Here is a 25,324-nt window from a genome sequence, read left to right on the forward strand (position 1 = left end):
CTGATCGGCCAAGACGTAGTGGCGGCAGGATGCGGTGGGAACGCGCACATCAATGAAGGAGACTGTCGTGTCGGCGAACAGCTTCGACGCCCGCAGCACGCTGCAGGTGGGCGACGAGTCGTACGAGATCTTCCGCCTGGACAAGGTGGAGGGCTCGGCCCGGCTCCCCTACAGCCTTAAGGTCCTGCTGGAGAACCTGCTCCGCACCGAGGACGGCGCGAACATCACCGCCGACCACATCCGCGCCCTCGGCACCTGGGACTCGCAGGCCCAGCCGTCGCAGGAGATCCAGTTCACGCCGGCCCGTGTGATCATGCAGGACTTCACCGGTGTGCCCTGCGTGGTGGACCTCGCGACCATGCGTGAGGCCGTGAAGGAGCTGGGCGGCGACCCGGCGAAGATCAACCCCCTGGCGCCGGCCGAGCTGGTCATCGACCACTCCGTCATCGCCGACAAGTTCGGCACGCACGAGGCGTTCGCGCAGAACGTCGAGCTGGAGTACGGCCGCAACCGCGAGCGCTACCAGTTCCTGCGCTGGGGCCAGACCGCGTTCGACGAGTTCAAGGTCGTCCCGCCGGGCACCGGCATCGTCCACCAGGTCAACATCGAGCACCTGGCCCGCACGGTCATGGTCCGGGGCGGCCAGGCCTACCCCGACACCCTCGTCGGCACCGACTCGCACACCACGATGGTCAACGGCCTCGGTGTGCTGGGCTGGGGCGTCGGCGGCATCGAGGCCGAGGCCGCGATGCTCGGCCAGCCGGTCTCGATGCTCATCCCGCGTGTCGTCGGCTTCAAGCTGACCGGTGAGCTGACCCCGGGCACCACCGCCACGGACCTCGTGCTGACCATCACCGAGATGCTCCGCAAGCACGGCGTGGTCGGCAAGTTCGTCGAGTTCTACGGCGAGGGCGTCGCCGCCACCTCCCTCGCGAACCGCGCCACCATCGGCAACATGTCGCCGGAGTTCGGTTCCACCGCCGCGATCTTCCCGATCGACGACGAGACCCTGAAGTACCTGCGCCTGACCGGCCGCGACGAGCAGCAGGTCGCGCTCGTCGAGGCGTACGCCAAGGAGCAGGGCCTCTGGCTCGACCCGGCCGCCGAGCCCGACTTCTCCGAGAAGCTGGAGCTGGACCTCTCGACGGTCGTCCCCTCGATCGCCGGCCCGAAGCGCCCGCAGGACCGCATCGTCCTCGCGAACGCCGCCGAGCAGTTCAAGAGCGACGTGCGCAACTACGTCTCCGACGACGACGAGGCGGGCAAGGAGTCCTTCCCGGCCTCCGACTCCCCGGCCGCCACCAACGGCGTCCCGTCGAACCCGGTCACCGTCACCGCCCCCGACGGCTCGACCTACGAGCTGGACCACGGCGCGGTCACCGTCGCGGCCATCACCTCCTGCACCAACACCTCGAACCCGTACGTCATGGTCGCCGCCGCGCTGGTGGCCAAGAAGGCGGTCGAGAAGGGCCTGACCCGCAAGCCGTGGGTCAAGACCACCCTCGCCCCGGGCTCCAAGGTCGTCACCGACTACTTCGACAAGGCGGGGCTCACCCCCTACCTCGACAAGGTCGGCTTCAACCTCGTCGGCTACGGCTGCACCACCTGCATCGGCAACTCCGGCCCGCTGCCGGAGGAGGTCTCCAAGGCCGTCAACGACCATGACCTGGCCGTCACTTCGGTGCTCTCCGGCAACCGCAACTTCGAGGGCCGGATCAACCCCGACGTCAAGATGAACTACCTGGCGTCCCCGCCGCTGGTCGTCGCCTACGCCCTCGCGGGCTCCATGAAGGTGGACATTACCAAGGACGCGCTCGGCGTCGACCAGGACGGCAAGCCGGTCTACCTCGAAGACATCTGGCCGACCGAGGCCGAGGTCAACGACGTCGTCGCGAACTCCATCGGCGAGGACATGTTCAACAAGTCCTACGCCGACGTCTTCGCGGGCGACGCCCAGTGGCAGGCGCTGCCGATCCCGGAGGGCAACACCTTCGAGTGGGACGCGCAGTCCACCTACGTCCGCAAGCCCCCGTACTTCGAGGGCATGACGATGGAGACCACCCCGGTCTCCGACATCGCCGGCGCCCGCGTCCTCGCCAAGCTCGGCGACTCGGTCACCACCGACCACATCTCGCCCGCCGGCGCCATCAAGGCCGACACCCCGGCCGGAAAGTACCTCACCGAGCACGGCATCGAGCGGCGTGACTTCAACTCCTACGGCTCCCGCCGCGGCAACCACGAGGTCATGATCCGCGGCACCTTCGCCAACATCCGCCTGCGCAACCAGGTCGCGCCGGGCACCGAGGGCGGCTTCACGCGTGACTTCACGCAGGCCGGCGCCCCCGTCTCCTTCATCTACGACGCCTCGCGCAACTACATCGAGCAGGGCATCCCGCTGGTCATCCTGGCCGGCAAGGAGTACGGCTCCGGCTCGTCCCGCGACTGGGCCGCCAAGGGCACCGCGCTCCTCGGCGTCAAGGCCGTCATCGCCGAGTCCTACGAGCGCATCCACCGCTCGAACCTCATCGGCATGGGCGTCGTCCCGCTCCAGTACCCGGCGGGCCAGACCGCCGAGTCCCTCGGACTGACCGGCGAGGAGTCCTTCTCCGTCACCGGCATCACCGAACTGAACGAGGGCACCACCCCCGCCACGGTCAAGGTCACCACCGACACCGGCGTGGAGTTCGACGCGGTCGTCCGCATCGACACCCCCGGCGAGGCCGACTACTACCGCAACGGCGGCATCCTCCAGTACGTGCTGCGCAACCTGATCCGCAACTGACGTACTCCAGAACGCAACCGGCCGTCGCTCCCCACGGGGCGGCGGCCGGTTGCGTTTCCGCCCTCGGCCCTGAGGCGGGCCCGCAGCGAAGACGTCCAACTGCTCCCGGGACCAGGTGAGTCGGCCGCCGCGCGGATCGACCGGGACGCGAAGGCGGTCGCGGTGGCTTGAACTCCCGCCCGCACCCGGCGACTTCGCGCTCCCGCCGGGTGCCGGGCCGGTGCCCGAAAGCCGCCCCGGAGGCCGAACTCCTCGGGTGTGCACATGTGGTACACAGGATTCCCCCAGCGGGCCGGGACAGAATCAGGACATGACTGGCACATCGGGGTCCCGCAGCAGCCGCGTACGCGTGCTCATCGTCGACGACGAGCCCGCGCTCACCGAGCTGCTCTCCGTCGCGGTCACCGAGGCCGGCTGGCGGCCCTACCCGGCGCCGGACGGGCAGAGCGCGCTGCGGATCGCCCGCGGCTGCGCCCCGCACGCCGTCGTCCTCGACGGCATGCTGCCCGACCTGGACGGCATCCAGGTGCTGCGCCGGCTGCGCTACGAGAACCCGAGGCTGCCCGTCCTCATGCTCACCGCGCGCGACGCGATCGAACACCGCCTCGACGGCCTCGAAGCGGGCGCCGACGACTACGTCACCAAGCCCTTCTCCCTGGAGGAGGTCGTCCTGCGGCTGCGCGGACTGCTGCGCCGGGCCGGCGGCGAACGGACCCCGGCCGACGACTCCGTACGCGTCCTCGGCGATCTCGCGCTGACCGGCGAGACCCGCGAGGTGCGCCGCGCCGGTCAGCGGATCCAGCTCACCGCCAAGGAGTTCGACCTGCTCACCCTGCTCCTCGACCATCCCCGCCAGGTGCTGAGCAAGGCACAGATCCTCGGCCATGTGTGGAGCACCGCCTTCGACGGCGGCGGCAACCTCGTCGAGGTCTACATCTCCAGCCTCCGCCGCAAGATCGACCGGGGCCGGGCGCCGATGATCCACACCGTGCGCGGAATGGGATACGCCATCCGGCCCGTGGAGGACAGCAGATGAACCTCCTGACCCGCAACCGCCGCCGCCCGCACGGCCGTTCACTGCGCACCCGCCTCCTGCTCTTCATCAGCGCCACCCTCGTCGTCGTGTGCGCCGCGATGTCCCTCACCACCGTCCTCGTCCAACGCTCCTATCTGCTGGGCGACTTGGACGACCGGGTCGGCAACGCCGCCCAGCGAAGCCTCGGCGGTGCCGAACTGCACCCGGAGCTCGACGACGACCTCGGGTTCCTCCTGGAGAACGGCCACGCCACCGGGACACTCGCCGCGCGGTTCGACGACCACGGCTCGATCGTCGCCGCGGCCGTCGTCAGCCAGGACGCCCCGCCGAGGAGCCTCACCACCGCCCAGCGCACCGCCCTCGCGGGCATCAAGGCCGACGGCGCGATGCACACCCGGACCGTGCCCGGCCTCGGCACCTACCGGATCACGGCCCTCGACAGCCACGGGGTGCGGGTCCTCACCGGGCTCCCGATGGACGACGTACAGGACATGATCGGCGATCTGGTGGCGATCGAGGCGGCCGTCGCCCTCGTCGGCCTGACCGTGGCCGGCTGCCTGTGCGCGGTCGTCATACGACGGCAGCTACGGCCCCTCGGCCGGGTCGCCGCCACCGCGGTCGAGGTCTCCCGCGCGCCGCTCGGCCGCGGCGAGGTCACCGCCCTCACCCGGGTACCCGAGCGGGACACCGACCCCGGCAGCGAGGCCGGCCAGGTCGGCGCCGCGCTCAACCGCATGATCGACCACGTCGAGTCCTCCCTCGCCGAACGCCGGCGCGGCGAAGAGCAGATGCGCCGCAGCGAGGAACGCATGCGCCGCTTCCTCGCCGACGCCAGCCACGAACTGCGCACCCCGCTTGCCTCCATCGCGGGCTACGCCGAGCTGATGAACCGCGGCACCGACCGCATCGAACCCGGTCTCGCCTGGCGCCGGGTCACCGCCGAGTCGGCGCGGATGACCGGCCTGGTGGAGGACCTGCTGCTGCTCGCCCGGCTCGACGAGGGCCGACCGCTGCAGTCCGCCGAGGTGGACCTCGCCGCGCTGCTCGCCGAGGCGGTCTGGGACGCGCGCGCCGCCGGCACCGGCCACGAATGGCAGCTCCAACTCTCCCTGGACGCCCCGGCCCTGGTCGTCGGCGACGAGGCCCGCCTGCACCAGGTGCTCGCCAACCTGTTGGCCAACGCGCGGATGCACACACCTGTCGGCACGACGGTCACGGCGAGCGTCGAGGCCACCGCCACCGACACCGTCGTCATCCGGGTCCGCGACGACGGCCCCGGCATCCCCCCGGCCCTCCTCCCCACGGTCTTCGAACGCTTCACCCGCGCCGACGCCTCCCGCGCCCGCGCCGGCGGCAAGGAAGGCGGCTCCGGCCTCGGCCTGGCCATCGCGGTGGCGATCACCAGAGCACACGGCGGCCGTATCGACGTGACCAGCGTGCCGGGCCGCACCGAGTTCACCGTCGAACTCCCGGCGGCCGAACTCCCGCCCGCCGAAACACCGCTGCGCGCCCGCACGGCGCCGGTCTAGGGGGGGCACCGCGCGCCGTACTGCCCCGGGGCAGTGGGCGTCACTCGCCGCCGCGAGCCGCGCCGGTCACCGTGACCCGGTACAGGACCACCCCGTGCGGCGGCACATCGGCGGCGAACCGGCCCGCCGACTCGGTCAGTCGGCGGCTCCACAGATCCCGCAGGGCGTAGCCGCGCGCCGAAGGCAGCCCCAGGGCCGCCGCGCTCGTGGCGACCTCCCGGGGAGCCGGCCCGGTGTTGAACAGACCGACCACCACGTCCCCGTCGGGCTCGGTCTTGGCGAACACCTGTGAACTCGCGTCCGAGGAGATCCGCTCGGCGTCGACGCCGTCCTGGTCGACCCCGAGGACATCGGTGTTCTTGAGCAACGCGAGGTCGAGGGGGTCGAGACGGGTCAGGTCGGTGCCGAGGACGAGCGGGGCGGCGGCCAGCGACCACAGGCTCATCTGTGTCCTGCGCTCGTCGGGCGTGAGCCCGTCGTTGTCACCGTTCCCGATCTCCAGGGAGTCGTAGTCGTTGTAACCGCCGGGACCGCCGTACGGCGCCCACGCGGCGACCTGGTCGAACCGCGAGGCGACCGAGGCCCAGGTCGTCAACGGGTAACTGCCGCTGTCCGCACCGCAGTAGCACTCGATGTCGCCGCCGGTACGCCAGCCGTTGGAAAGCTCCTTCCACGTGGCCGCGTTGTCGATGTCCAGGCTGTTGGACAGCTCCAGATGGATCGGCCGGCCGGTGTGCCGCAGCGCGTCCGACCAGGCCCGGACGTCCTGTTGGTCGGACGTGCCGACACCGTCGATCTTCAGGTAGTCGATGCCCCACCCGGCGAACTGCCCGGCCCACGAGTCGAGGTACGTCCGCGCGCCGGGCTCGGCGTAGTCGATGCCCACCATGCCGCCGCAGTTGTAGTTGCTCTCCTTCGTCGTGGTGGCGATGTCCCGGGCGTGGTACCGGGATCCCTTGATCGCGGTGTTCCTGGCGACCGCCTGCTTGGAGATGCCGGGAGTGACGTACAGGCCGAACTTCAGCCCCAGGGAGTGCACATAGTCGGCGACGACCTGGATGCCGTTCTCAGCGCCGCGCGGCGGGAACTCGACCGGGTCGGTGACCCAGCGGCCGTACTGGTCGACGTCCGGCCCCTGGCTGCCCGGGCACCGGTACCAGAAGTCGTCGACGTCGACGTAGACGAACCCGTTCTTCGCGAGCCCGCTGTCCTTGAGCGCCTTCGCCTGTGCCTCGATGGTCCGCGCGGTCGGATCGCTGCGGACGAAGCTCCAACTGCTCCACCCCAGCAGGGGTTTGAGCCCCACACCGTTGTCGTCGGCCCGCCCGGACCGGCCGCCGGTCGCGCCGACCCCGCTGGTGAGCAGCAGCGCTCCCGCGCACACGGCGAGTACCCCGCGGATCCGTCTCCTCATGCGCTGGTCCCCCCTCACAGCGCCCCGTCGGAGGCGCGGGGCGGTGACATGTGCGGCTCCGCCGCGTGGGCGTGCCCGCCCCCACCCAGCAACCGCGCCTGCTCCCGCTTCAGTTCACCGAACCCCCGCCGCGCGTACCCGGCCAGCTCCGCGCTCGGGAACGCGACCAGTGACAGGTGCTCCGAGAAGTCCCCGCGCGCCCAGCGCGCCGCGGTGATCTCGTATCCCGCCGCGTGCGCGCACAGGTCCAGCAGCAGGGGCGGCATCTCCGGCTCACGCAGCAGATCCGCCCGTCCGACGACGAGTTCGCGCATCTCCCGGAGGACCGGCAGGAAAACGGCCGTCACCCACAGCCGCCACTCCGCCAGCTCCTCGTCGGTCGGCGGAGTTCCGCCGCTGAAGGGCGAGGTGCCTCCGGCGCGGCCGTGCCGCTGTGCGAACGCGGCGAAGGTGCGGGCGTTGGCCTCCGTCAGGGCGAACAACGGGCCGTAGAAGTCGCTGAGTTGACGATTGACCCGGGCCAGCCGCTCCTGTCGCTGCGCCAGCCGCAGACCGTTGAGGTACGTGGCGACATACCCGGCGAAGGTCAGCGCGACCGTGACGACTACTGCGATCATGACGAGATCGTACGAGACCGGTTCCTGAACACGTCCGCCCCGAGCGCCACTTCGAGGGCCGCCCGGCGTTTACAGCCTCCCCGGTCCGCGCTAGCTTCACAGGACGTGGGGTGGGAGCGCTCCCACCGCCCGGCGGTCCGGAACCCGTCGGGTACGGCCGGATCGCCCCACCCCACGCCTCCACCTCCGCACGTTCCTCACCACCGCCGAGCGAAGGGACGTAGAACTGTCATGCCTATGACAATCGGACATTCGCCTGTCATGCCGCGATTACCGCGCCCCACCCCCCACCGAGCCCTCTTCCTCGTCCTCCTGGCCCTTCTCGCCACCGTCCCCGCCCTGGCGCTGATCCTCGCCGCCGGCGGCCGGGCCGAGGCCCACGGGACCCCCATGAAACCCGCCAGCCGCACCTTCCTCTGCTGGCAGGACGCGCTCACCGGCACCGGCGAGATCAAACCGGTCAACCCGGCCTGCAAGGCGGCCCAACAGGTCAGCGGCACCACGCCGTTCTACAACTGGTTCTCCGTGCTGCGCTCCGACGGCGCCGGCCGCACCCGCGGCTTCGTGCCGGACGGTCAGTTGTGCAGCGGCGGGAACCCCAACTTCACGGGCTTCAACCTCCCGCGTGACGACTGGCCGGTCACACATCTCACGTCCGGCGCGACGGTCGACTTCTCGTACAACGCCTGGGCGGCGCACCCGGGTTGGTTCTACGTCTACATCACCAAGGACGGCTTCGACCCGACCAGGACACTCACCTGGAACGACATGGAGGACACCCCGTTCCTCACAGTCGACCACCCGCCGCTCAACGGCACCCCGGGCACGGTCGAGGCCAACTACTCCTGGACCGGGCGGCTTCCGGCGAACAAGTCGGGGCGCCACATCATCTACATGGTGTGGCAGCGCTCGGACAGCACGGAGACCTTCTACTCCTGCTCCGACGTCGTCTTCGACGGCGGCAACGGCGAGGTGACGGGCGTTCACGACCCGGGCAACCCCACCGACCCGGTCCCCGGCACCTGCTCCGCCACCCGTCGTACGACGGGCAGTTGGCCCGGCGGCTACCAGTCCGAGGTGACCGTCACCAACTCCGGCGACGTCCCGATGCTCGGCTGGATGGTCAACTGGACGCTCCCCGGCGGCCAGTCGGTGGCCAGCCTCTGGAACGGCAACGCGACCTACACCGGCCAGGACGTGATGGTCCACAACGCCGACTGGAACGGCTCACTGAGTCCGGGGCAGAGCACGACCTTCGGATACGTCGTGACCGGCGACGGAGGGGACACGGCAACGACCCTGCCCTGCCAGGTCGGTTGAGCCTCTGCTCGGGGCGGACCCGGTGGTCGGGGGCCACCGGGTCCGCGAGCCGGGCGGGGAAGGGGGGTTCCACCTGCCCGGGTGGTGCGTGGCTTGGGGCGACACTGCGGTGCGACAACGTTGTCGGATGGTCTGCATATGACTCTACCGCCCCAACGGACAACGATGTCAACCCAGTTGGCCCGGCTGGACCGTCCGGGTGTCCGTTCCGTGCGCCGCCACCGGCGCACGCGCTCTTCCGTGGTACCGGTGACCCACGTTACTGTCCCTGCGGCTTGTGCGACCCGTGGTGCGCGACCCGTCCGAAGGAGGAGGGGCCGCGTCATGCGTTTCCGTCCCATGTCCCTGGCACTGGCCGCCGCGCTCGCGCTCGGCGGCGCCACCCCCGCCCTGGCGGCGACAGCCGCCCCACCGCACCTCGTCAAGGACCCCAGCGCCTACGTCGACCCGCTGATCGGCACCAAGAACGGCGGCAACGTCTTCCCGGGCGCCGTCGTGCCCTTCGGCATGCTCTCCTGGAGCCCGGAGAACACCAGAGGCAGCGCGACCAGCACGGCCGCGCCGGGCGGCTACCAGTACGACACCACCCGCATCCGCGGCTTCAGCCTCACCCACATGTCCGGCACGGGCTGCGCGGGCGGCAGCGGCGACATCCCGTTCTTCCCGTACGCCGGTGAGGTCACCTCCTCCCCGGCGAGCGACACCAAGGACGCCGTCTACGCCTCCGGCTTCAGCCACACCGACGAGACCGCCGAGCCCGGCCACTACCGGGTCGGCCTCGCCTCCGGCGTCACCGCCGACCTCACCGCGACGGCCCGCACCGGCTCCGGCCGCTTCACCTACCCGGCCGACAAGCCCGCCTCGCTGCTGATCCGCACCGCCAACTCCGAGGTGGGCTCCACCGATTCGTCGGTCACCATCGACCCGGCGACCCGCACGGTCTCCGGCTCGGTCACCTCCGGCAACTTCTGCGGCTACCTCGACCCCGAGGGCCAACGCGCCTACTACACCCTGTACTTCACCGCCACCTTCGACCGCGCCTTCAAGACCACCGGCACTTGGCAGGACGACAAGCTGACCCCGGGTTCGACGCGTGCGACCGGCGGCACGGGCGGCTTCACGAACGGCGGTCGTCCTACCGCCGGCAAGGGCGCGGGCGGCTACGTCGAGTTCGAACCCGGCACCGGCCCGGTCGGCGTCAAGGCCGGTATCTCGTACGTCAGTCAGGCCGGCGCCGAGGCCAACCTCGCGGCGGAGAACCCGCCGCAGCGCACCTTCGACGCGGTCGAGGACGCGGCCCACCGCGCCTGGCGCGACCAACTCGGCGCGATCGAGGTCGGCGGCGGCACCGACACCGAGCGCACCACCTTCTACACCGCGCTCTACCACTCCCTCCTGCATCCCAACGTCATCAGCGACGCCGACCGCAGATACACCGGCAGCGACGGCAAGGTCCACAAGGTCAGCCGGGGCCACCAGGCGCAGTACGGCACCTTCTCCGGCTGGGACGTCTACCGGTCGCAGGTCCAGCTGCTCACCCTCCTCAACCCGCGCACCGGCTCCGACATCGCGCAGTCCCTCTACGAACTCGCCCGGCAGAACGGCGGGATCTGGGACCGCTGGCTGCACGGCGCGAGCGGCACCCACGTCATGAACGGCGACCCCTCACCCACCGCTCTGGCCGGCATCCGCGCCTTCGGCGGCACCGACTTCGACCTGAACGGTGCCCTCGACTCCCTCGTCCAGGCAGCGACCGTGCCGACCGCACAGGACCTGTCCTCGTCCGGCAAGCCCGTGCTGTCCGTGGGCCAACGCCCGTCCCTCGACAAGTACTTGAAGCTGCACTACATGCCGTCCGTCTCCAACGCCTGGGGCGGCGCCGCCGAGACCCTGGAGATGTCCACGGCGGACTTCGCGCTTGCCCAACTCGCCACGGCGGCAGGGAAGAAGAGCACAGCCGCCGACTTCGCCAGGCGCGCCCAGTGGTGGCAGAACAACTTCGACATCGCAGCCGACCCCACCGGCGGCTACACCGCCAACCGCAAGGCGGACGGCAGTTGGGTCACCGGCTTCACCCCGGGCACCGGCAACGGCTTCGTCGAGGGCACCGCCGCCCAGTACACGTGGATGGTCCAGCACAACCCGGCCGGTCTGTTCGCGGCGATGGGCGGCACCGACAAGGCGCTGGCCCGCCTCGACTCCTTCTTCCATGAGGCGGACGGGAGTTGGGCCTTCACGGGCACCGGCGGCGACAAGTCCGAGCTGGACAACGAGCCCTCCGTCAACGTCCCCTACCTGTACGACTACGCGGGCGCGCCCTACAAGACCCAGGAGACGGTCAGGGCCGCGATGAAGCAGCTCTGGACGACCACCCCCGCCGGCATCCCCGGCAACGACGACCTCGGCGAGATGTCGTCCTGGTACGTCTTCTCCGCCCTCGGCATGTACCCCCAGGTCCCCTCCCGCGCCGAACTCACCCTCGCCTCACCGCTGTTCGAGCGCGTCGAGATCAAGCGCCCGCACGGCAACGACATCTCCATCCGGGCGAAGGGCGCCGCGACCGACGCCCCGTACATCCAGTCCCTGGAGGTCAACGGCCGTACCAGCGACCGCCCTTGGCTCCCGTCCTCGATCGTCCGCAACGGCGGCACCCTCGACTACACCCTCTCCACCACCCCGAACCGCACCTGGGGCAGCGACCCCGCCGACGCCCCGCCGTCCTTCCGCACCGGCGAACAGCCGTACCAGATCGGCGTCGGCCCGACCGCCGCGACCCTCGCACCCGGCGACACCACGAAGGTCAACATCAAGGCCCTCTCCCTGAGCGGCGGCACCGGCCCCGAGGTCCGCTACAGCGTCGAGACCCCCGCCGGGCTCACGGCAACACCCGCACAGGGAACGGTCGCCGACGGCTCCCAGGACATCACCCTCACCGCCGCCACCGACGTCACGCAGGGCTTCTACGACGTGAAGGTCACCGTCACCTCGGGCGACACGTCGTACGAGCAGCCGGTGTCCCTCACGGTCGCCGCGCCCGGCACCCTCCTCGCCGCCTACAACAACACCGGCGTCTCCGACGACACCGGCGAGCACGACGAGGCGGACTACGACGGAGGCGGCTGGAGCTACTCCTTCCAGGCCCTCGCGGCGGCCGGGCTGACCCCGGGCGGCACGGGTACCACGGTGGACGGTCTCGGCTTCACCTGGCCGAACTCGCCCAACGGGCGCCCGGACAACGTCTCGGCGTCCGGCCGGACCGTCCAACTCCCGCAGCCCGCAGCCGACTTGTCCTTCGTCGGCAGCGCGGTCAACGGCAACCAGCAGACCAAGGCCACCGTCACCTACACCGACGGCAGCACCGACGCGATCGACCTGTCCTTCACGGACTGGACCGTCGGCGGGGGCGGCGGCACCGTGCAGTACGGCAACGAGGTCGTCGCCAGGACCGCGTACCGCAATGTCGCCGGTGCGGACAAAGACCCGGTCGTCACCTATGTGTTCGCCACCAGGCCCTTCGCGGCACCCACGGGCAAGACCATCAAGAGCGTGACACTTCCGGACGACCCGGATCTCCATGTGTTCACCCTTGCGGTGAACTGACGTCCACCATGTGTGCCCTCGCCGGTTTCGGTGGCGGGGGCACATCGTCGCGTGCGAGCATCCGCAGATGGTGAAACGGCCGCAGCTGCCCGAGGAGTTCCGGGCCGAAGCGCGCACGGCCTTCGCGTTCCTGGTCGAGGGCGAGGGCTTCGCGCCGCCGGAGGACATAGACGGCGGCCTGCGTTATCTGCGCGCCGACCTGATGGTGCGCGTCTGGTTCCTGGGCGGCGCCGAATCGGAGGTCCTGACACGACTGATCCCCCTGGCGCCGGACGGCACCAGGGGGAGCGGGGCGTGGCTGGACGACCTGTACAAGGCCGCCGCGTGCGGTCCGGCCCAGGACGTCCCCGTCTTCGCGTCGACCAGGAGAGGCGTGCTCAGACGGGTCCACCAGCACGCGGAGGCGTTGCGGAAACTCCTGCCCCGCCTCCCCGTGCCGTGACCGTGCCTCAGGCCAGCAACTCCACCTCCGCGAGCGTCGACGAGCTGTCCAGGACCAGGCGGTAACGCACGTACGGGCCCGGCGACTTCACCGAGAACACCCGCGTCTGCCTGTCCCAGGTGAAGGACTCGCCGGAGCGCTTGTCGAGCGTCTTCCACGTGCTGCCGTCGGCCGAGCCCTGCAGGGTCCAGCCGGTCGGTGCCGTCGTGTGGTCCGCCGACGACGTGAGCGTGTACTGGACGCCCTTGGTGGCCTGCGTGACCGGCAGATCCACCGAGGTCACCGTCGCGCTCGTGGCCGACGTGTTGTCGAACAGGGCTCCGTCACCGGAGAGTTGGTCGCTACGGGGCGCCGGCACCTGGTCGTCCTTGGTGATCGACACCGGCGCCGCGTCCTTGCCGCTGCCCCACGCCGAGGGCTTGGAGCCCATGGAGAAGTCCAGCACCCCGCCCTTCTCCAGCAGCGAGTGCGGGAGCGAAGTCGACGTCCAGGCCTTGCCGTTGACCGTCAGACCCTGCACGTAGACGTTCCTCGTGCTGTTCTTCGGCGCCTTGACGACCAGGTCCTTTCCGTTCTCCAGGTGGACGGTCGCCCTGGTGAACAGCGGGGAGCCGACGGCGTATTCGCCGCTGCCCATCACCAGCGGGTAGAAGCCGAGCGCGGAGAAGAGGTACCAGGCCGACTGCTCGCCGTTGTCCTCGTCGCCGTGGTAGCCCTGCCCGATCTCACTCCCGGTGTAGAGGCGCGACATGACCTCGCGCACGTTCTTCTGCGCCTTCCAGGGCTCGCCGGCCGCGTCGTACATGTAGATGACGTGGTGGGCGACCTGGTTGGAGTGCCCGTACTGGCCCATCCGGACGTCCCGCGCCTCCGTCATCTCGTGGATGACACCGCCGTAGGAGCCGACGAAGTCGGCGGACGCCGTCTCCGGGGTGGAGAAGTACTGGTCGAGCTTGTCACCGAGGGCCTTCCGGCCGCCGTAGAGGTTGGCGAGGCCCCGGCTGTCCTGCGGGACGGTGAAGGCGTAGCCCCAGCCGTCGGTCTCCGTGTAGTCGTAGCCCCAGATGCGCGGGTCGTAACTCGCCGAGTCCACGCGCCAGTTGCCCTTGGCGTCCTTGCCCTGGAAGAACCCGGCCCGCTTGTCGAAGAGGTCGACGTAGTCCTGGGCCCGGTTGAGGAAGTACGCGGACTCCTCCTTGTAGTGCTTCTCGCCGGTCTTCCTGTAGAGGGCCTGGCCCATCTTGGCGATGCCGTAGTCGTTGACATAGCCCTCCATCGCCCAGGAGAAGCCCTCGTTGGTGGCGGTGGTCGTGTAGCCGAGGAAGGGCGAGGTGGTCATGCCCTTGCGGCCCACGCCCGACGAGGGCGGGACGACGGTCGCGTTCTTCACGGCCGCGTCGTACGCCGACTTGGCGTCGAAGTTCACGCCCTTGACGTACGCGTCCGCGAACGCGACGTCCGAGGAGGTGCCGGTCATCAGGTCCGCGTAGCCGGGGGAGGACCAGCGCGAGGTCCAGCCGCCGTCCTTGTACTGCTGCACGAACCCGTCGACCATCTCACCCGCCTGACCGGGCGTCAGAAGCGAGTACGCGGGCCAGGTCGTCCGATAGGTGTCCCAGAAACCGTTGTTGACGTACACCTTGCCGTCGACGATCTTCGCGCCGGTGTGCGTCGGGGTGTCCTGGCTCGGCATCGGGGAGAACGGCGAGGCGTACTGGTACGTCGAACCGACCTTCTCGAAGCCCGAGTTGGGGTACAGGTACAGCCGGTACATGCTGGAGTAGAGCGTGGTCAGCTGATCGGATGTCGCTCCCTCCACCTCGACCTTGCCGAGCAGCTTGTCCCACACCTGCCGGGCCTGCTCCTTGACGGTGTCGAAGGAGGTGCCGTCCGGGATCTCCTGGCGCAGGTTGTCCTTAGCCTGGTCGACGCTGATCAGCGAGGTCGCCAGGCGCAGGGTGACCGTGTGGTCGGCGCCCGCCTTGAACCGCAGATAGCCCTTGACCCCGGTGGACGAGCCGTCCGTCACCGGCGCGTCGAACACGCCGTAGACGAAGAGCCGGGTCGCGCCCGTGGACAGCCCGGACTTGACGTCCGAGTAGCCGGTGACGGTCCCGTTCGCCTTGTCGAGGGTCAGGCCCGCCTGCTCGGTGACGTTGTCGAAGAGGACGCTCGCGTCGTCTCCGGGGTAGGTGAAGCGCAGCGAGGCCGCGTGGTCGGCCGGGGCCATCTCGGCCTTGAGACCGTTCTCGAACGTGACGCCGTAGTAGTACGGGCGCGCGGTCTCGTTCTGGTGCCGGAACGCCAACTCCCGTGCGTTCGGGTCGGTGTTGGGGATGCCCGAGACCGCCGACGGCATCACCTGGAAGGTCTGCCGGTCGCCCATCCAGGGGCTGGGCTCATGGCTGAGGCTGAGCGCCTGGAGCGTCGGCAGGTTGTCGTCGTTGTTCGCGCGTGCGTAGTCGTACAGCCAGCTCAGCGACTTCGCGTTCGTCACCGGGGTCCAGAAGTTGAAGCCGTGCGGCAGCGCCGTCGCGGGGAAGTTGTTGCCGCGCGAGAAGCTGCCGCTGGAATTGGTGCCCCGGGTGGTCAGCGCGTAGTCCGCCAGATGCGCCTTCGGCTTCTCGGGCGCGACCGACTTGATGCTCACGTCGTCCAGCCAGCCGCGGAACTTCGCCGGCCCGCTCGGGGAGTCGTAGGCGAGCAGGATCCGGTCGACGGTCTTCCCGGCCGCGACCGAACCGATGCGCGAGAGGACGTTGTTCCACTGGTTGACGTAGAGGATCTTCGCCGCGCCCTGCCCCTGCGGAGTGAGCGCGAAGCCGTGCGAGTCGCTCGCGCCGAGGTCGCTGAGGTGGGTGCCGTCGGTGAAGACCAGGTCGACGGAGACGTTCGTGGCGTCGTAGTCGCGGTCGCCGTCGGCCATCTGCGGGAAGATCCGGTACGACAGCGCCGTGTCCTTGGCGACCGGCACGTCCACGTCGAAGACCTTGTTGTACGAGTACGCCCGCCCGGCGGCCGTGTGACGGCCCGCGTAGCGCAGTGCCCGTTTCCCGGTGAAGCCGGCGCCCGCCTTCGCGGTGGGCGAGCCGCTCGGGCCGCGGTCGACCAGCGTGAGCATGTCCTCGGGGATCGGGGCGGTGCTGCTGCCCGTCGAGAACTGGACGTCGGCGAGCTGGAGGATGCCGCTCGCGCCGTTGTTCCTCGTGATGTCGAGCCGGAAGTGCTGGTACTCGGCCGGCGCGGCGAGGTCGTACGACTTCGTCTGGAAGCGGTCGGCGAAGGTCTCGCCGGAGCGGGTGTCGACGGTCTTCCAGTCCTTGCCGTCCGTCGAGCCCGACAGCGTCCAGTCCTGCGGATCGCGTTCGGCGTAGTCATTGGCCGAAGTCAGGGCGTACGTCACTGTCTTGGCGGGCTTGTCGAGGTCGAACTCGACCCAGCCGGTGGGCGCGAAGGTCAGCCACTTGGTGCCGGACTCCCCGTCGACGAGGTTCTCCTTCACCTCGCCGCCGCCGGTGTTCTCGGAGCTGGCCCGGACGTCGGTGACATGGTCGGTCACATTGCCGGGGATGCCGGTGCTGTAGCCGCCGTCGACGCCCGAGGCGCGCTTGGAGCCGTCCGGCGCGGTGTCGACCGTGTTGAGCCAGTCCGGTGCCGGATCTCCCGACTCGAACGAGGAGGCGAACTCCCCGCCGGCGGGCGGGGCCTTGTCCGGAAGCGCGACCGCCACTCCCTGCGAGCCCATCACCAGCGCGAGAGCGACTGCTGAACTCCACCATCTGTGACGCATACGAGAGAACCCTCCCTGCACGTTGGACAACGTTGTCAGCTACGACGCGCAAGGAACAGTAGGGAGTCAAGTGGCCAGTGATGTCAAGGGTGTTGAGTGCGGCATTCGAGGGCAATAACGGGGATTTCTCCGGCATCGAACACACAGGGCGTTCATATTTCCGCGAGGTCTCACTTCGGAAAAGACCGACAACCTACCCTGCATTCGATCTTGCTCTGCCGACCGGAAGTGGACTATACCTGTCGCGTTCGACACCGCTCTCGAAGCAGTACGCACGAAGTACTCCTGCACGACCAAGCTCGACCTGACCGCGGTGCCGGGGAGGATCCGGTTCACCGCCTGAGTCCTGGAGAAAGCGAGGACTTGAGCATGGGATCCACTTCCGCCGAGAACAACGGTTCCAAAGGCGTCGGCCGCCGAGACCTGATCAAGAGGTCGGCCGCACTTGGTCTGATCTCCGTACCCACGATGAGTTTTCTGTCCGCCTGTGCCAGCGGTGGCGGAGGCGGCAGCAGCAGCGACAACACCAGCAAGGGCACCACGTCCAAGTCGAATCCCTTCGGCGTGAAGAAGGGCAGCACGCTCGACGTCGTCGTCTTCAAGGGCGGTTACGGCGACGACTACGCCAAGGCGTGGGAAGCCAACTTCAAGACGAAGATCGGCGTCAGTTCCACCCACACCGGCACCCAGGAGATCACCGGCAAGCTCCAGCCCCGCTTCAACGCGGGCAACCCGCCGGACATCGTCGACGACTCCGGCGCCCAGCAGATCAAGGTCGACGTCCTGTACAAGAACGGCCAGTTGCTCGACCTCTCGCCGGTACTGGACGCGCCCGCGATCGACGACCCGACCAAGAAGGTCCGCGATCTGCTGATCCCCGGCACCCTCGACCCCGGTGTCCAGGAGGGCAAGGTCGTCGCCCTCAACTACATCTACACGGTGTGGGGCCTGTGGTACTCCGGCAAGCTCTTCAAGGAGAAGGGCTGGACCCCGCCCAAGACCTGGGACGAGTTCATCGCCGTGTGCCAGAAGGCCAAGGCGGCCGGTATCGGCGGTCTCGCCCACCAGGGCAAGTACCCGTACTACATCAACGTCGCCATCATGGACATGATCGCCAAGAAGGGCGGGATCGACGCCGTCAAGGCGATCGACAACCTCGACCCGAAGGCGTTCGTCGGCTCGGCCGCCGCGCAGGCGGGTATCGAGGCGATCTACGAGGTGGTGGAGAAGGACCTGTTGATGCCCGGCACCAACGGCCTGACCCACACCGAGTCGCAGACCCGCTGGAACCAGTACAAGGCCGCCTTCATCACCTGTGGTTCCTGGCTGGAGAACGAGCAGCTCAAGCTGACGCCGACGGACTTCGACATGAAGTTCCTGCCGATGCCGCTGCTGGCCGGCAGCAAGATGCCGTTCGAGGCGATCCGGGCCGGCTCGGGCGAGCCGTTCATCATCCCGGCGAAGGCCAAGAACCTCCCCGGCGCCCAGGAGTTCATGCGCCACATGCTCTCCAAGGAGTGGTCGACGCTCTTCGCCAAGGAGGCCAACTCGCTCACCATCCTCAAGGACGGTGTCGACTCCAGCGTCACCCTGCGCCCGGGCACCCAGTCCACGGTCGACGCCTCCAAGGCGGCCGGTGCCAACACCTTCCGCTACCTCTACCCCGACTGGTACAGCGAGATGGACACCTCCATCCAGAACGCGTCCAACGAGCTGATGGCCAAGCGCATCCAGCCCAAGGAGTGGCTCAAGCGCTGCCAGGCCGCCGTCGACAAGCAGGCCAAGGACCCGGCGTCCAAGAAGAACGTTCACTCCTGATCACCACGCCTGATCGCACCACCTGAGCACGCTCGGGACACCAGGGGCAGGAAACGTCAATGCGCAAAGGGCAGTACAGGTTCGTCGCGGGATTTCTCTTCGTTCCCGTGGCGCTCTATCTGATCTTCGTGATCTGGCCGTACATCCAGACGTTCGGCTATTCGCTGACCGACTGGAAGGGCGAGTCACAGACCTTCAAGTTCGTCGGACTGGACAACTATCGAACGCTGCTCCACGACGACGTCTTCAAGGAGGCCATCTGGCACAACCTCCTGTTCCTGGTGTTCATCCCCGTGATCACCATTCTGCTGGCCCTCTTCTTCGCCTTCATGGTGAACGCGGGAGGACGCAGCAAAGCCGGCGGTGTGCAGGGCGTCGCCGGTTCCGGGTTCTACAAAATCGTCTACTTCTTCCCGCAGGTCCTGTCGCTGGCGATTCTCGCGGTGCTGTTCAACGCGGTGTACCGCAGTGACGGCGGCGGTCTGCTCAACGGTTTCCTGATCAAACTCCACCTGGTCGACGCCAACAATCCGGTGGAGTGGCTCAACGAGCCCAACATGGTGCTGTGGGCGCTGATGGCGGTCGTGGTGTGGCACGGCGTCGGTTTCTATCTGGTGCTGTTCTCCGCCGCCATGCAGTCCATTCCCCGGGACATCTACGAGGCCGCCCTGATCGACGGCGCGAACCGCTCCCAGTCCTTCTTCCGGATCACCCTGCCGCTCCTCTGGGAGACCGTCCAGACGGCCTGGGTGTATCTCGGCATCATCGCGATGGACATGTTCGTCCTGGTCTCCTCCATGACCTCGAACATGGGCGCCTACGGAGGCGGTCCCGACCACGGCAGCGACGTCATGTCGACCGTGATGATGCGCAACTTCCTCTACTTCGGGAAGAGCGGCTACGCCTGCGCGATGGGCGTCGTCATGCTGCTGCTCACCCTGGTCCTGTCCGTGGTCACGCTGCGCGCCACCCGCCGTGAGCGCATCGAGTTCTGAGCGGGAGACATACGACGATGAGCGCACCCCTCAAGGAGACCGCCCCCACGGGCGGCACCGTCCCGCCCCAGCCGTCGGCCGGGAAGTCGAGCGCCCGGGCCGGTGAGCCGCGCGGCGAGGGCACCGTACTGAACGTGTTCTCGCACGGCTTCCTGGCCCTGTGGGCCCTGCTGATCGTGCTGCCGCTGCTGTGGCTGGTGCTCAGCTCGTTCAAGACCGACGTGCAGATCGGCAACTCGGCCTTCGGCTGGCCGCACAACTGGTCGTTCGACGTGTTCCGGCGGGCCTGGAGCAAGGGCATCGGCGACTACTTCCTGAACACCTTGATCGTCCTGGTGTTCTCGGTGCCGCTGACGATGCTGTTCGGCTCGATGGCCGCGTACGTGCTGGCCCGCTACCAGTTCTGGGGCAACCGGCTGCTGTACTACTTCTTCGTCGCCGGCGCGATGTTCCCGGTGTTCCTGGCGCTGGTCCCGCTGTTCTTCATGGTCAAGCGCCTCGACATGCTGAACACCTACCAGGGGCTGATCCTGGTCTACATCGCCTACTCGATGCCGTTCACGGTGTTCTTCATGCACGCGTTCTTCCGGACGCTGCCCACCGCGGTCTTCGAGGCGGCGGTGCTCGACGGTGCCTCGCACACCCGGACGTTCTTCCAAGTGATGTTGCCGATGGCCAAGGCGGGTCTGATCAGCGTCGGCATCTTCAACACCCTCGGCCAGTGGAACCAGTTCATCCTGCCGACGGTCCTGATGCAGCCGCAGAGCGGTTCGGACCCGGAGCGCTATGTCCTCACCCAGGGCCTCATCCAGCTCCAGCAGCAACAGGGATACGCCTCCGACCTGCCCGTTCTCTTCGCCGGCGTGACGATCGCCATGATCCCGATGCTGGTCGTCTACCTGTCGTTCCAGCGCCAGGTGCAGTCCGGCCTGACCTCGGCGACCCTGAAGTAGCGCGCCTGGAGAACACGGAAGGAAGCGCTCGTTCCGCCACCGCTCCCGGAAGGCCGGGAGCGGTGTCCACGTATGTGTCCGAGAACCCGGATGCGGTTCAACCTCTTGACGGGAGGCAACCCGAACGGCTCAGCTTAGAGTTCACTAGTTGGACATAGACGGGGCCTCATCGATGCGGTCCCGCGCGCAGGAGGTCGTCGTGGAGACTCCCGGGTCGCAGTCGTCACTGCACCGAGCCAATCTCGAGCGGGTCGTCCGAGCGGTGCGGTTGGCCGGGTCGCTGACGCAGGCGGAGATCGCGAGGACGACGGGCCTGTCCGCCGCGACGGTCTCCAACATCGTGCGCGAGCTCAAGGACGGCGGAACGGTCGAGGTCACGCCCACCTCGGCGGGTGGCCGCCGGGCCCGCAGCGTGTCCCTGAGCGGGGACGCCGGCATCGTCATCGGAGTCGACTTCGGGCACACCCATTTGCGCGTCGCGGTCGGGAATCTCGCCCACCAGGTGCTGGCCGAGGAGTCCGAGCCCGTCGATGTGGACGCCTCCTCGACCCAGGGTTTCGACCGGGCGGAAGAGCTGGTCAACCGGCTGATCGTGGCCACCGGAGTGGACCGTTCCAAGATCGCGGGGGTGGGCCTCGGCGTGCCCGGACCGATCGACGTGGAGTCGGGCACCCTGGGCTCGACCGCCATCCTCCCGGGCTGGACCGGCACCAGACCCGCCGAGGAGCTGGGCAGCCGTCTGGGCGTACCGGTGCACGTGGACAACGACGCGAACCTCGGCGCCCTCGGTGAGCTGGTCTGGGGCAGCGGCCGGGGCGTCAGGGACCTGGCGTACATCAAGGTCGCGAGCGGGGTCGGCGCCGGGCTGGTCATCAACGGCACGATCTACCGGGGCCCGGGTGGCACAGCGGGAGAAATCGGGCATATTACTCTTGATGAGTCCGGCCCTGTCTGCCGCTGCGGAAACCGGGGCTGTCTGGAGACCTTCACGGCCGCGCGCTATGTGCTGCCACTCCTCCAGAGCAGTCACGGCACCGATCTGACCATGGAGGGAGTCGTGCGGCTGGCGCGGGACGGAGACCCGGGCTGTCGTCGGGTGATCGCCGACGTCGGCCGACACATCGGCAGTGGAGTCGCCAATCTCTGCAATTTGCTGAACCCGAGCCGCGTGGTCCTCGGTGGCGATCTCGCCGAGGCCGGGGAGCTGGTGCTCGGGCCGATCAGGGAGTCTGTAGGCCGCTATGCGATCCCCAGTGCGGCGCGTCAACTGTCCGTTCTCCCGGGTGCACTTGGAGGCCGTGCGGAGGTGCTCGGAGCGCTCGCTCTCGCACTCAGCGAGATGGGCGATTCGACCCTTTTGGACGGGTCGCTGACTACAGCGACACCTGCCTTCACTTAGAGAACGCACGACGCCGTTGCCATCTCGTTAAGTATTTACTTCTTGACGCCGAACGCGCGGCCGAGTTGACTTCCAGCCACCTCGGCCGCAACGACGCGGCCTCGTCAGGGAGGTTTCTGAAGTGAATACGCGTATGCGTCGTGCCGCCGTTGCTGTCATCGCCGTCTCGATGGCCGTCTCGATGGCCGCCTGTGGCAAGGCCGGCGACAAGAAGTCGTCCAGCAACTCCAGCTCCTCGGGCGGTACGAACGCCTCGATCGGCCTGCTCCTGCCCGACAGCGTCACCGCTCGGTACGAGAAGTTCGACAAGCCGTACTTCGAGGCGAAGGTCAAGGAGCTCTGCTCCGGCTGCAGCGTCCAGTACGCCAACGCCAACGCCAGCGCGGCCACCCAGGCCCAGCAGGTCAGCACCATGATCACCAAGGGCGTCAAGGTCATCGTGATCAGCGCCCAGGACTCCGCCGCGATCAAGTCCTCGATCCAGCAGGCGGTCAACAAGGGCATCAAGGTCGTCGCGTACGACCGTCTGGCCCAGGGCCCGGTCTCCGCGTACGTCTCCTTCGACAACGTCGAGGTCGGCAAGCTCCAGGGCGAGGCGCTCCTCACCTCCCTGGGCTCGAAGGCCACCACGAAGTCCAAGATCGTCATGATCAACGGTGACGACGCCGACCCGAACGCCGCGATGTTCAAGAAGGGCGCCCACGAGGCCCTCGACGGCAAGGTCGACATCGCCTACGAGCAGTCCGGCCTGTGGAAGGACACCGTCGCCAACCAGAAGGTCACGGCGGCCATCACCCAGCTCGGCGCCAAGAACATCGCGGGCGTCTACTCCGCCAACGACGGCATGGCCGGCGGTATCGCCACCGCCCTCAAGGGCGCCGGCATCAGCGGCATCCCGCTGACGGGCCAGGACGCGGAGCTCGCCGGTATCCAGCGCATCGTCGCCGGTACCCAGTCCAGCACCGTCTACAAGGCCTTCAAGCCGGAGGCCGAGGCCGCTGCCACGCTCGCCGTGGACCTGGCGCAGGGCAAGAGCATCTCCTCGCTCGCCACCACGACCCAGACCAGTGGCTCCGGCAACAAGGTGCCCTCGCAGCTGCTCGTCCCGGTGTCGGTCACCAAGGCCAACATCAAGGACACGGTCGTCAAGGACGGTCTCTACACCGTCGCGCAGATCTGCACCGCCGACTACGCCAAGGCGTGCAAGGCGGCCGGTCTGTCGTAACCACCGCCCAGCGGTGACAAAGCCCCTTCGGCGCCCGCCCCACCTTCCAACCCCGCTGTGGGGCGGGCGCCGAACGGAACCCACGCGCACCCAGCCGTTGCCAACTGGCATCGGCCATGCGCATGTTCATCTTGTAAATCTGTGCCTAGGCACAACCCTCCGCGGCTTTTGACAAGCGCGGCATCCCCGCCGGTCAGGCGGCGAAGGAGATGGTTCACGTGTCCGCTACGCCCGTGCTGGCGTTGCGCGGAGTCTCCAAGCGATTCGGTGCGGTGCAGGCCCTCACCGACGTAGAGCTGGAGGTCCACGCCGGAGAAGTCGTCGCACTGGTCGGCGACAACGGCGCAGGAAAGTCCACCCTGGTGAAGACCATCGCCGGAGTGCACCCCATCGATGAAGGAGTCATCGAATGGGAGGGCAACCCGGTCAGCATCACCAAGCCGCACGACGCCCAGGGACTCGGCGTCGCGACGGTCTACCAGGACCTCGCGCTGTGCGACAACCTCGACGTCGTCGGCAACCTCTACCTCGGACGTGAGCTGCTCCACCGCGGCGTCATCGACGAGGTCACGATGGAGAAGAACTCCCGCGAGCTGCTGAGCACTCTCTCCATCCGCATCCCGAGCGTGCGGATCCCGATCGCCAGCCTCTCCGGCGGTCAGCGGCAGGTCGTCGCCATCGCCCGCGCGCTGATCGGTGACCCCAAGGTCGTCATCCTCGACGAGCCGACCGCCGCCCTCGGCGTCGAGCAGACCGCGCAGGTCCTCGACCTGGTCGAGCGGCTGCGCGAGCGCAACCTCGGTGTCATCCTCATCAGCCACAACATGGCCGACGTCAAGGCGGTCGCCGACACCGTCAACGTGCTGCGCCTGGGCAAGAACAACGGATCCTTCCCGGTGAAGGACACCAGTCAGGAAACGATCATCGCCGCGATCACCGGTGCCACGGACAACGCCGTGACCCGTCGTGCGGTGCGCAGCACGGAGGCGGCAAAGTGAGCGACACGTCCAATACCGTGAAGAAGGACGCGGTGGAACCGACCACCGCGCCGTCGGCCGAGGACCCCACGGCGGCGGCCGGTGCCGCCACCGTCGTCGACCCGCGTCTGCTGGTCCGCGAAGAGGGCTTCAAGGGCTACATCACCGAGTTCAAGCGCAAGGTCAAGGGCGGTGAACTCGGCTCGCTGCCGGTCGTCGCCGGCCTGATCGCCATCGGCATCATCTTCCAGGTGCAGAACAGCCGGTTCCTGAGCGCGGACAACCTGTCCAACATCAGCTACTACCTGTCGGCCACCGGCATGCTCGCCATCGGCCTGGTCTTCGTGCTGCTGCTCGGCGAGATCGACCTGTCCGTCGGCTCGGTCAGCGGTCTGGCGTCCACCCTGTTCGCCGTCTTCGTGGTCAACCACGGGATGAACGGCTGGCTGGCCCTGATCCTGACCGTCGTGACGGGTGTCGGCATCGGCGCACTGCACGGCTTCTTCTTCGCGAGGATCGGCGTACCGGCGTTCGTCGTGACACTGGCCGGCTTCCTCGGTTGGAACGGTCTGATGCTGTGGCTGCTCGGTTCGAGCGGCACCATCAACATCCCGGACAACGGCCCGGTGCACCTCTTCGGTCAGAGCTCGTTCTTCATGAACCAGTCGATCGCCGGTGCCTACATCCTCGCCGCCCTCGGCGTCGGCTCCCTGCTCTTCGGCTCGCTCGTCGACCAGCGCCGCCGCAAGGCCGCCGGGGTGCCGTTCCGGCCCACCAGCGAGATCGGGCTGCGGGTCGGTCTGCTCGCCGTGGCCGCGTTCGTCACGGCGTACGTGCTGAACTCCTCGGCCGGTGTCTCCAACGCGCTGGTGATCTTCCTCGCCTCGCTGGTGATCGTGGACTTCGTGCTCCGTCGTACCCCGTACGGCCGCAAGGTCTTCGCGGTCGGCGGCGGCATCGAGGCCGCGCGCCGTGCCGGTATCAACGTGCCGATGATCCGCATCACCGTGTTCGCCATCTCCGGCGGCTTCGCGGCGGTCGGCGGTATGTTCTTCGCCGGCCAGACGCAGAGCGCCACGCTCAACGCCGGTGGCGGCAACACCCTGATGCTGGCCATCGCGGCGGCGGTCATCGGCGGTACGAGCCTCTTCGGTGGCCGCGGTACCGTCTGGTCCGCCCTCCTGGGCATGCTCGTCATCCAGTCGATCCAGACCGGCCTCGACCTGCTCAACATGAACACGTCGATCCAGTACATGATCACGGGTGGCGTCCTGCTCGGCGCGGTCGTCATCGACTCCGTGTCCCGCAAGAGCCAGAAGGCCGCCGGCCGCGGCTGACCTGCGCCCTTCTCGACCAGTGCCCGGTACCGAACGCGGTACCGGGCACAGTCATGTCGTAGGAATGGCTGTTCTTGGGTACAGCCGATC

The 25,324-nt window shown here is 68.5% G+C and carries 16 protein-coding genes; 13 read left to right on the plus strand and 3 right to left on the minus strand.

Features of this window, described 5'->3' with window-relative positions:
* The first annotated feature begins 67 nt into the window (after window positions 1-67).
* The 3 genes from acnA to ACIQBL_RS06625 all read left to right on the plus strand — a co-directional run bounded on the left by acnA (window position 68) and on the right by ACIQBL_RS06625 (window position 5,347).
* A complete protein-coding gene (gene acnA, locus ACIQBL_RS06615) occupies window positions 68-2,782 on the plus strand; it encodes an aconitate hydratase AcnA (RefSeq protein ID WP_401937564.1) in 2,715 nt (904 codons plus the stop codon).
* A 310-nt stretch (window positions 2,783-3,092) separates the two neighbouring features.
* On the plus strand, window positions 3,093-3,818 hold the full coding sequence (locus ACIQBL_RS06620; RefSeq protein WP_401937566.1) for a response regulator transcription factor: 726 nt from the start codon (window positions 3,093-3,095) through the stop codon (window positions 3,816-3,818).
* The gene (locus ACIQBL_RS06625) at window positions 3,815-5,347 is read left to right on the plus strand and encodes a sensor histidine kinase (RefSeq protein ID WP_401937568.1); all 1,533 of its coding nucleotides are present in this window, start codon (window positions 3,815-3,817) and stop codon (window positions 5,345-5,347) included. The genes ACIQBL_RS06620 and ACIQBL_RS06625 overlap by 4 nt, the downstream gene beginning before the upstream one ends.
* 40 nt (window positions 5,348-5,387) lie before the next feature.
* Here ACIQBL_RS06625 and ACIQBL_RS06630 read toward each other — a convergent pair whose 3' ends face one another.
* Window positions 5,388-6,761, minus strand: a complete 1,374-nt coding sequence (locus ACIQBL_RS06630; protein WP_401937570.1) for a glycoside hydrolase family 27 protein — start codon at window positions 6,759-6,761, stop codon at window positions 5,388-5,390.
* A 14-nt stretch (window positions 6,762-6,775) separates the two neighbouring features.
* On the minus strand, window positions 6,776-7,378 hold the full coding sequence (locus ACIQBL_RS06635; RefSeq protein ID WP_401937572.1) for a hypothetical protein: 603 nt from the start codon (window positions 7,376-7,378) through the stop codon (window positions 6,776-6,778).
* A 261-nt stretch (window positions 7,379-7,639) separates the two neighbouring features.
* Here ACIQBL_RS06635 and ACIQBL_RS06640 point away from each other — a divergent pair, with 261 nt between their 5' ends.
* The 3 genes from ACIQBL_RS06640 to ACIQBL_RS06650 all read left to right on the plus strand — a co-directional run bounded on the left by ACIQBL_RS06640 (window position 7,640) and on the right by ACIQBL_RS06650 (window position 12,740).
* Entirely contained in the window at window positions 7,640-8,698 is a 1,059-nt protein-coding gene (locus ACIQBL_RS06640; RefSeq protein ID WP_401937574.1) for a lytic polysaccharide monooxygenase, read from the plus strand.
* Window positions 8,699-9,022: 324 nt separating this feature from the next.
* Window positions 9,023-12,298, plus strand: a complete 3,276-nt coding sequence (locus ACIQBL_RS06645) for a GH92 family glycosyl hydrolase (protein WP_401937577.1) — start codon at window positions 9,023-9,025, stop codon at window positions 12,296-12,298.
* Between the two features lie 67 nt (window positions 12,299-12,365).
* Window positions 12,366-12,740 carry a hypothetical protein gene (locus ACIQBL_RS06650; RefSeq protein ID WP_401937579.1) on the plus strand — a complete coding sequence of 125 codons (375 nt, stop codon included), beginning with the start codon at window positions 12,366-12,368 and terminating at the stop codon, window positions 12,738-12,740.
* Window positions 12,741-12,747: 7 nt separating this feature from the next.
* On the opposite strand, the gene ACIQBL_RS06655 is transcribed toward ACIQBL_RS06650, so the two are convergent.
* Window positions 12,748-16,530, minus strand: a complete 3,783-nt coding sequence (locus ACIQBL_RS06655; protein WP_401937581.1) for a GH92 family glycosyl hydrolase — start codon at window positions 16,528-16,530, stop codon at window positions 12,748-12,750.
* Between the two features lie 369 nt (window positions 16,531-16,899).
* Between ACIQBL_RS06655 and ngcE the strand changes: the two genes are divergently transcribed.
* From ngcE to ACIQBL_RS06690, 7 genes are all read left to right on the plus strand, one after another.
* Entirely contained in the window at window positions 16,900-18,348 is a 1,449-nt protein-coding gene (ngcE, locus tag ACIQBL_RS06660) for an N-acetylglucosamine/diacetylchitobiose ABC transporter substrate-binding protein (protein ID WP_401937583.1), read from the plus strand.
* Between the two features lie 59 nt (window positions 18,349-18,407).
* On the plus strand, window positions 18,408-19,343 hold the full coding sequence (locus ACIQBL_RS06665) for a carbohydrate ABC transporter permease (protein ID WP_401937585.1): 936 nt from the start codon (window positions 18,408-18,410) through the stop codon (window positions 19,341-19,343).
* Window positions 19,344-19,360: 17 nt separating this feature from the next.
* Complete coding sequence (locus ACIQBL_RS06670; RefSeq protein WP_401937587.1) at window positions 19,361-20,296, plus strand: carbohydrate ABC transporter permease; 936 nt, start codon at window positions 19,361-19,363, stop codon at window positions 20,294-20,296.
* A 199-nt stretch (window positions 20,297-20,495) separates the two neighbouring features.
* Window positions 20,496-21,695, plus strand: a complete 1,200-nt coding sequence (locus ACIQBL_RS06675; protein ID WP_401937590.1) for an ROK family protein — start codon at window positions 20,496-20,498, stop codon at window positions 21,693-21,695.
* A 133-nt stretch (window positions 21,696-21,828) separates the two neighbouring features.
* Window positions 21,829-22,920 (plus strand): sugar ABC transporter substrate-binding protein, encoded by a 1,092-nt coding sequence (locus tag ACIQBL_RS06680; protein WP_401938896.1) that lies wholly within the window; start codon window positions 21,829-21,831, stop codon window positions 22,918-22,920.
* Between the two features lie 209 nt (window positions 22,921-23,129).
* Window positions 23,130-23,918, plus strand: a complete 789-nt coding sequence (locus tag ACIQBL_RS06685) for an ATP-binding cassette domain-containing protein (protein WP_401937592.1) — start codon at window positions 23,130-23,132, stop codon at window positions 23,916-23,918.
* Window positions 23,915-25,234, plus strand: a complete 1,320-nt coding sequence (locus ACIQBL_RS06690; protein WP_401937595.1) for a sugar ABC transporter permease — start codon at window positions 23,915-23,917, stop codon at window positions 25,232-25,234. The genes ACIQBL_RS06685 and ACIQBL_RS06690 overlap by 4 nt, the downstream gene beginning before the upstream one ends.
* Window positions 25,235-25,324 lie beyond the last annotated feature (90 nt).

The organism is Streptomyces sp. NPDC088350 (assembly GCF_044753545.1).
Lineage (GTDB): Bacteria > Actinomycetota > Actinomycetes > Streptomycetales > Streptomycetaceae > Streptomyces.

Bases quoted from the DNA above. Each gene is read 5' to 3' on its own strand.
- ACIQBL_RS06620 (WP_401937566.1), top strand. From the start codon at position 3,093: ATGACTGGCACATCGGGGTCCCGCAGCAGCCGCGTACGCGTGCTCATC.
- ACIQBL_RS06670 (WP_401937587.1), top strand. From the start codon at position 19,361: ATGAGCGCACCCCTCAAGGAGACCGCCCCCACGGGCGGCACCGTCCCG.
- ACIQBL_RS06680 (WP_401938896.1), top strand. From the start codon at position 21,829: ATGCGTCGTGCCGCCGTTGCTGTCATCGCCGTCTCGATGGCCGTCTCG.
- ngcE (WP_401937583.1), top strand. From the start codon at position 16,900: ATGGGATCCACTTCCGCCGAGAACAACGGTTCCAAAGGCGTCGGCCGC.
- ACIQBL_RS06630 (WP_401937570.1), bottom strand. From the start codon at position 6,761: ATGAGGAGACGGATCCGCGGGGTACTCGCCGTGTGCGCGGGAGCGCTG.
- ACIQBL_RS06685 (WP_401937592.1), top strand. From the start codon at position 23,130: ATGGTTCACGTGTCCGCTACGCCCGTGCTGGCGTTGCGCGGAGTCTCC.
- ACIQBL_RS06635 (WP_401937572.1), bottom strand. From the start codon at position 7,378: ATGATCGCAGTAGTCGTCACGGTCGCGCTGACCTTCGCCGGGTATGTC.
- ACIQBL_RS06655 (WP_401937581.1), bottom strand. From the start codon at position 16,530: ATGCGTCACAGATGGTGGAGTTCAGCAGTCGCTCTCGCGCTGGTGATG.
- ACIQBL_RS06625 (WP_401937568.1), top strand. From the start codon at position 3,815: ATGAACCTCCTGACCCGCAACCGCCGCCGCCCGCACGGCCGTTCACTG.
- ACIQBL_RS06650 (WP_401937579.1), top strand. From the start codon at position 12,366: ATGGTGAAACGGCCGCAGCTGCCCGAGGAGTTCCGGGCCGAAGCGCGC.
- ACIQBL_RS06645 (WP_401937577.1), top strand. From the start codon at position 9,023: ATGCGTTTCCGTCCCATGTCCCTGGCACTGGCCGCCGCGCTCGCGCTC.
- ACIQBL_RS06665 (WP_401937585.1), top strand. From the start codon at position 18,408: ATGCGCAAAGGGCAGTACAGGTTCGTCGCGGGATTTCTCTTCGTTCCC.
- ACIQBL_RS06640 (WP_401937574.1), top strand. From the start codon at position 7,640: ATGCCGCGATTACCGCGCCCCACCCCCCACCGAGCCCTCTTCCTCGTC.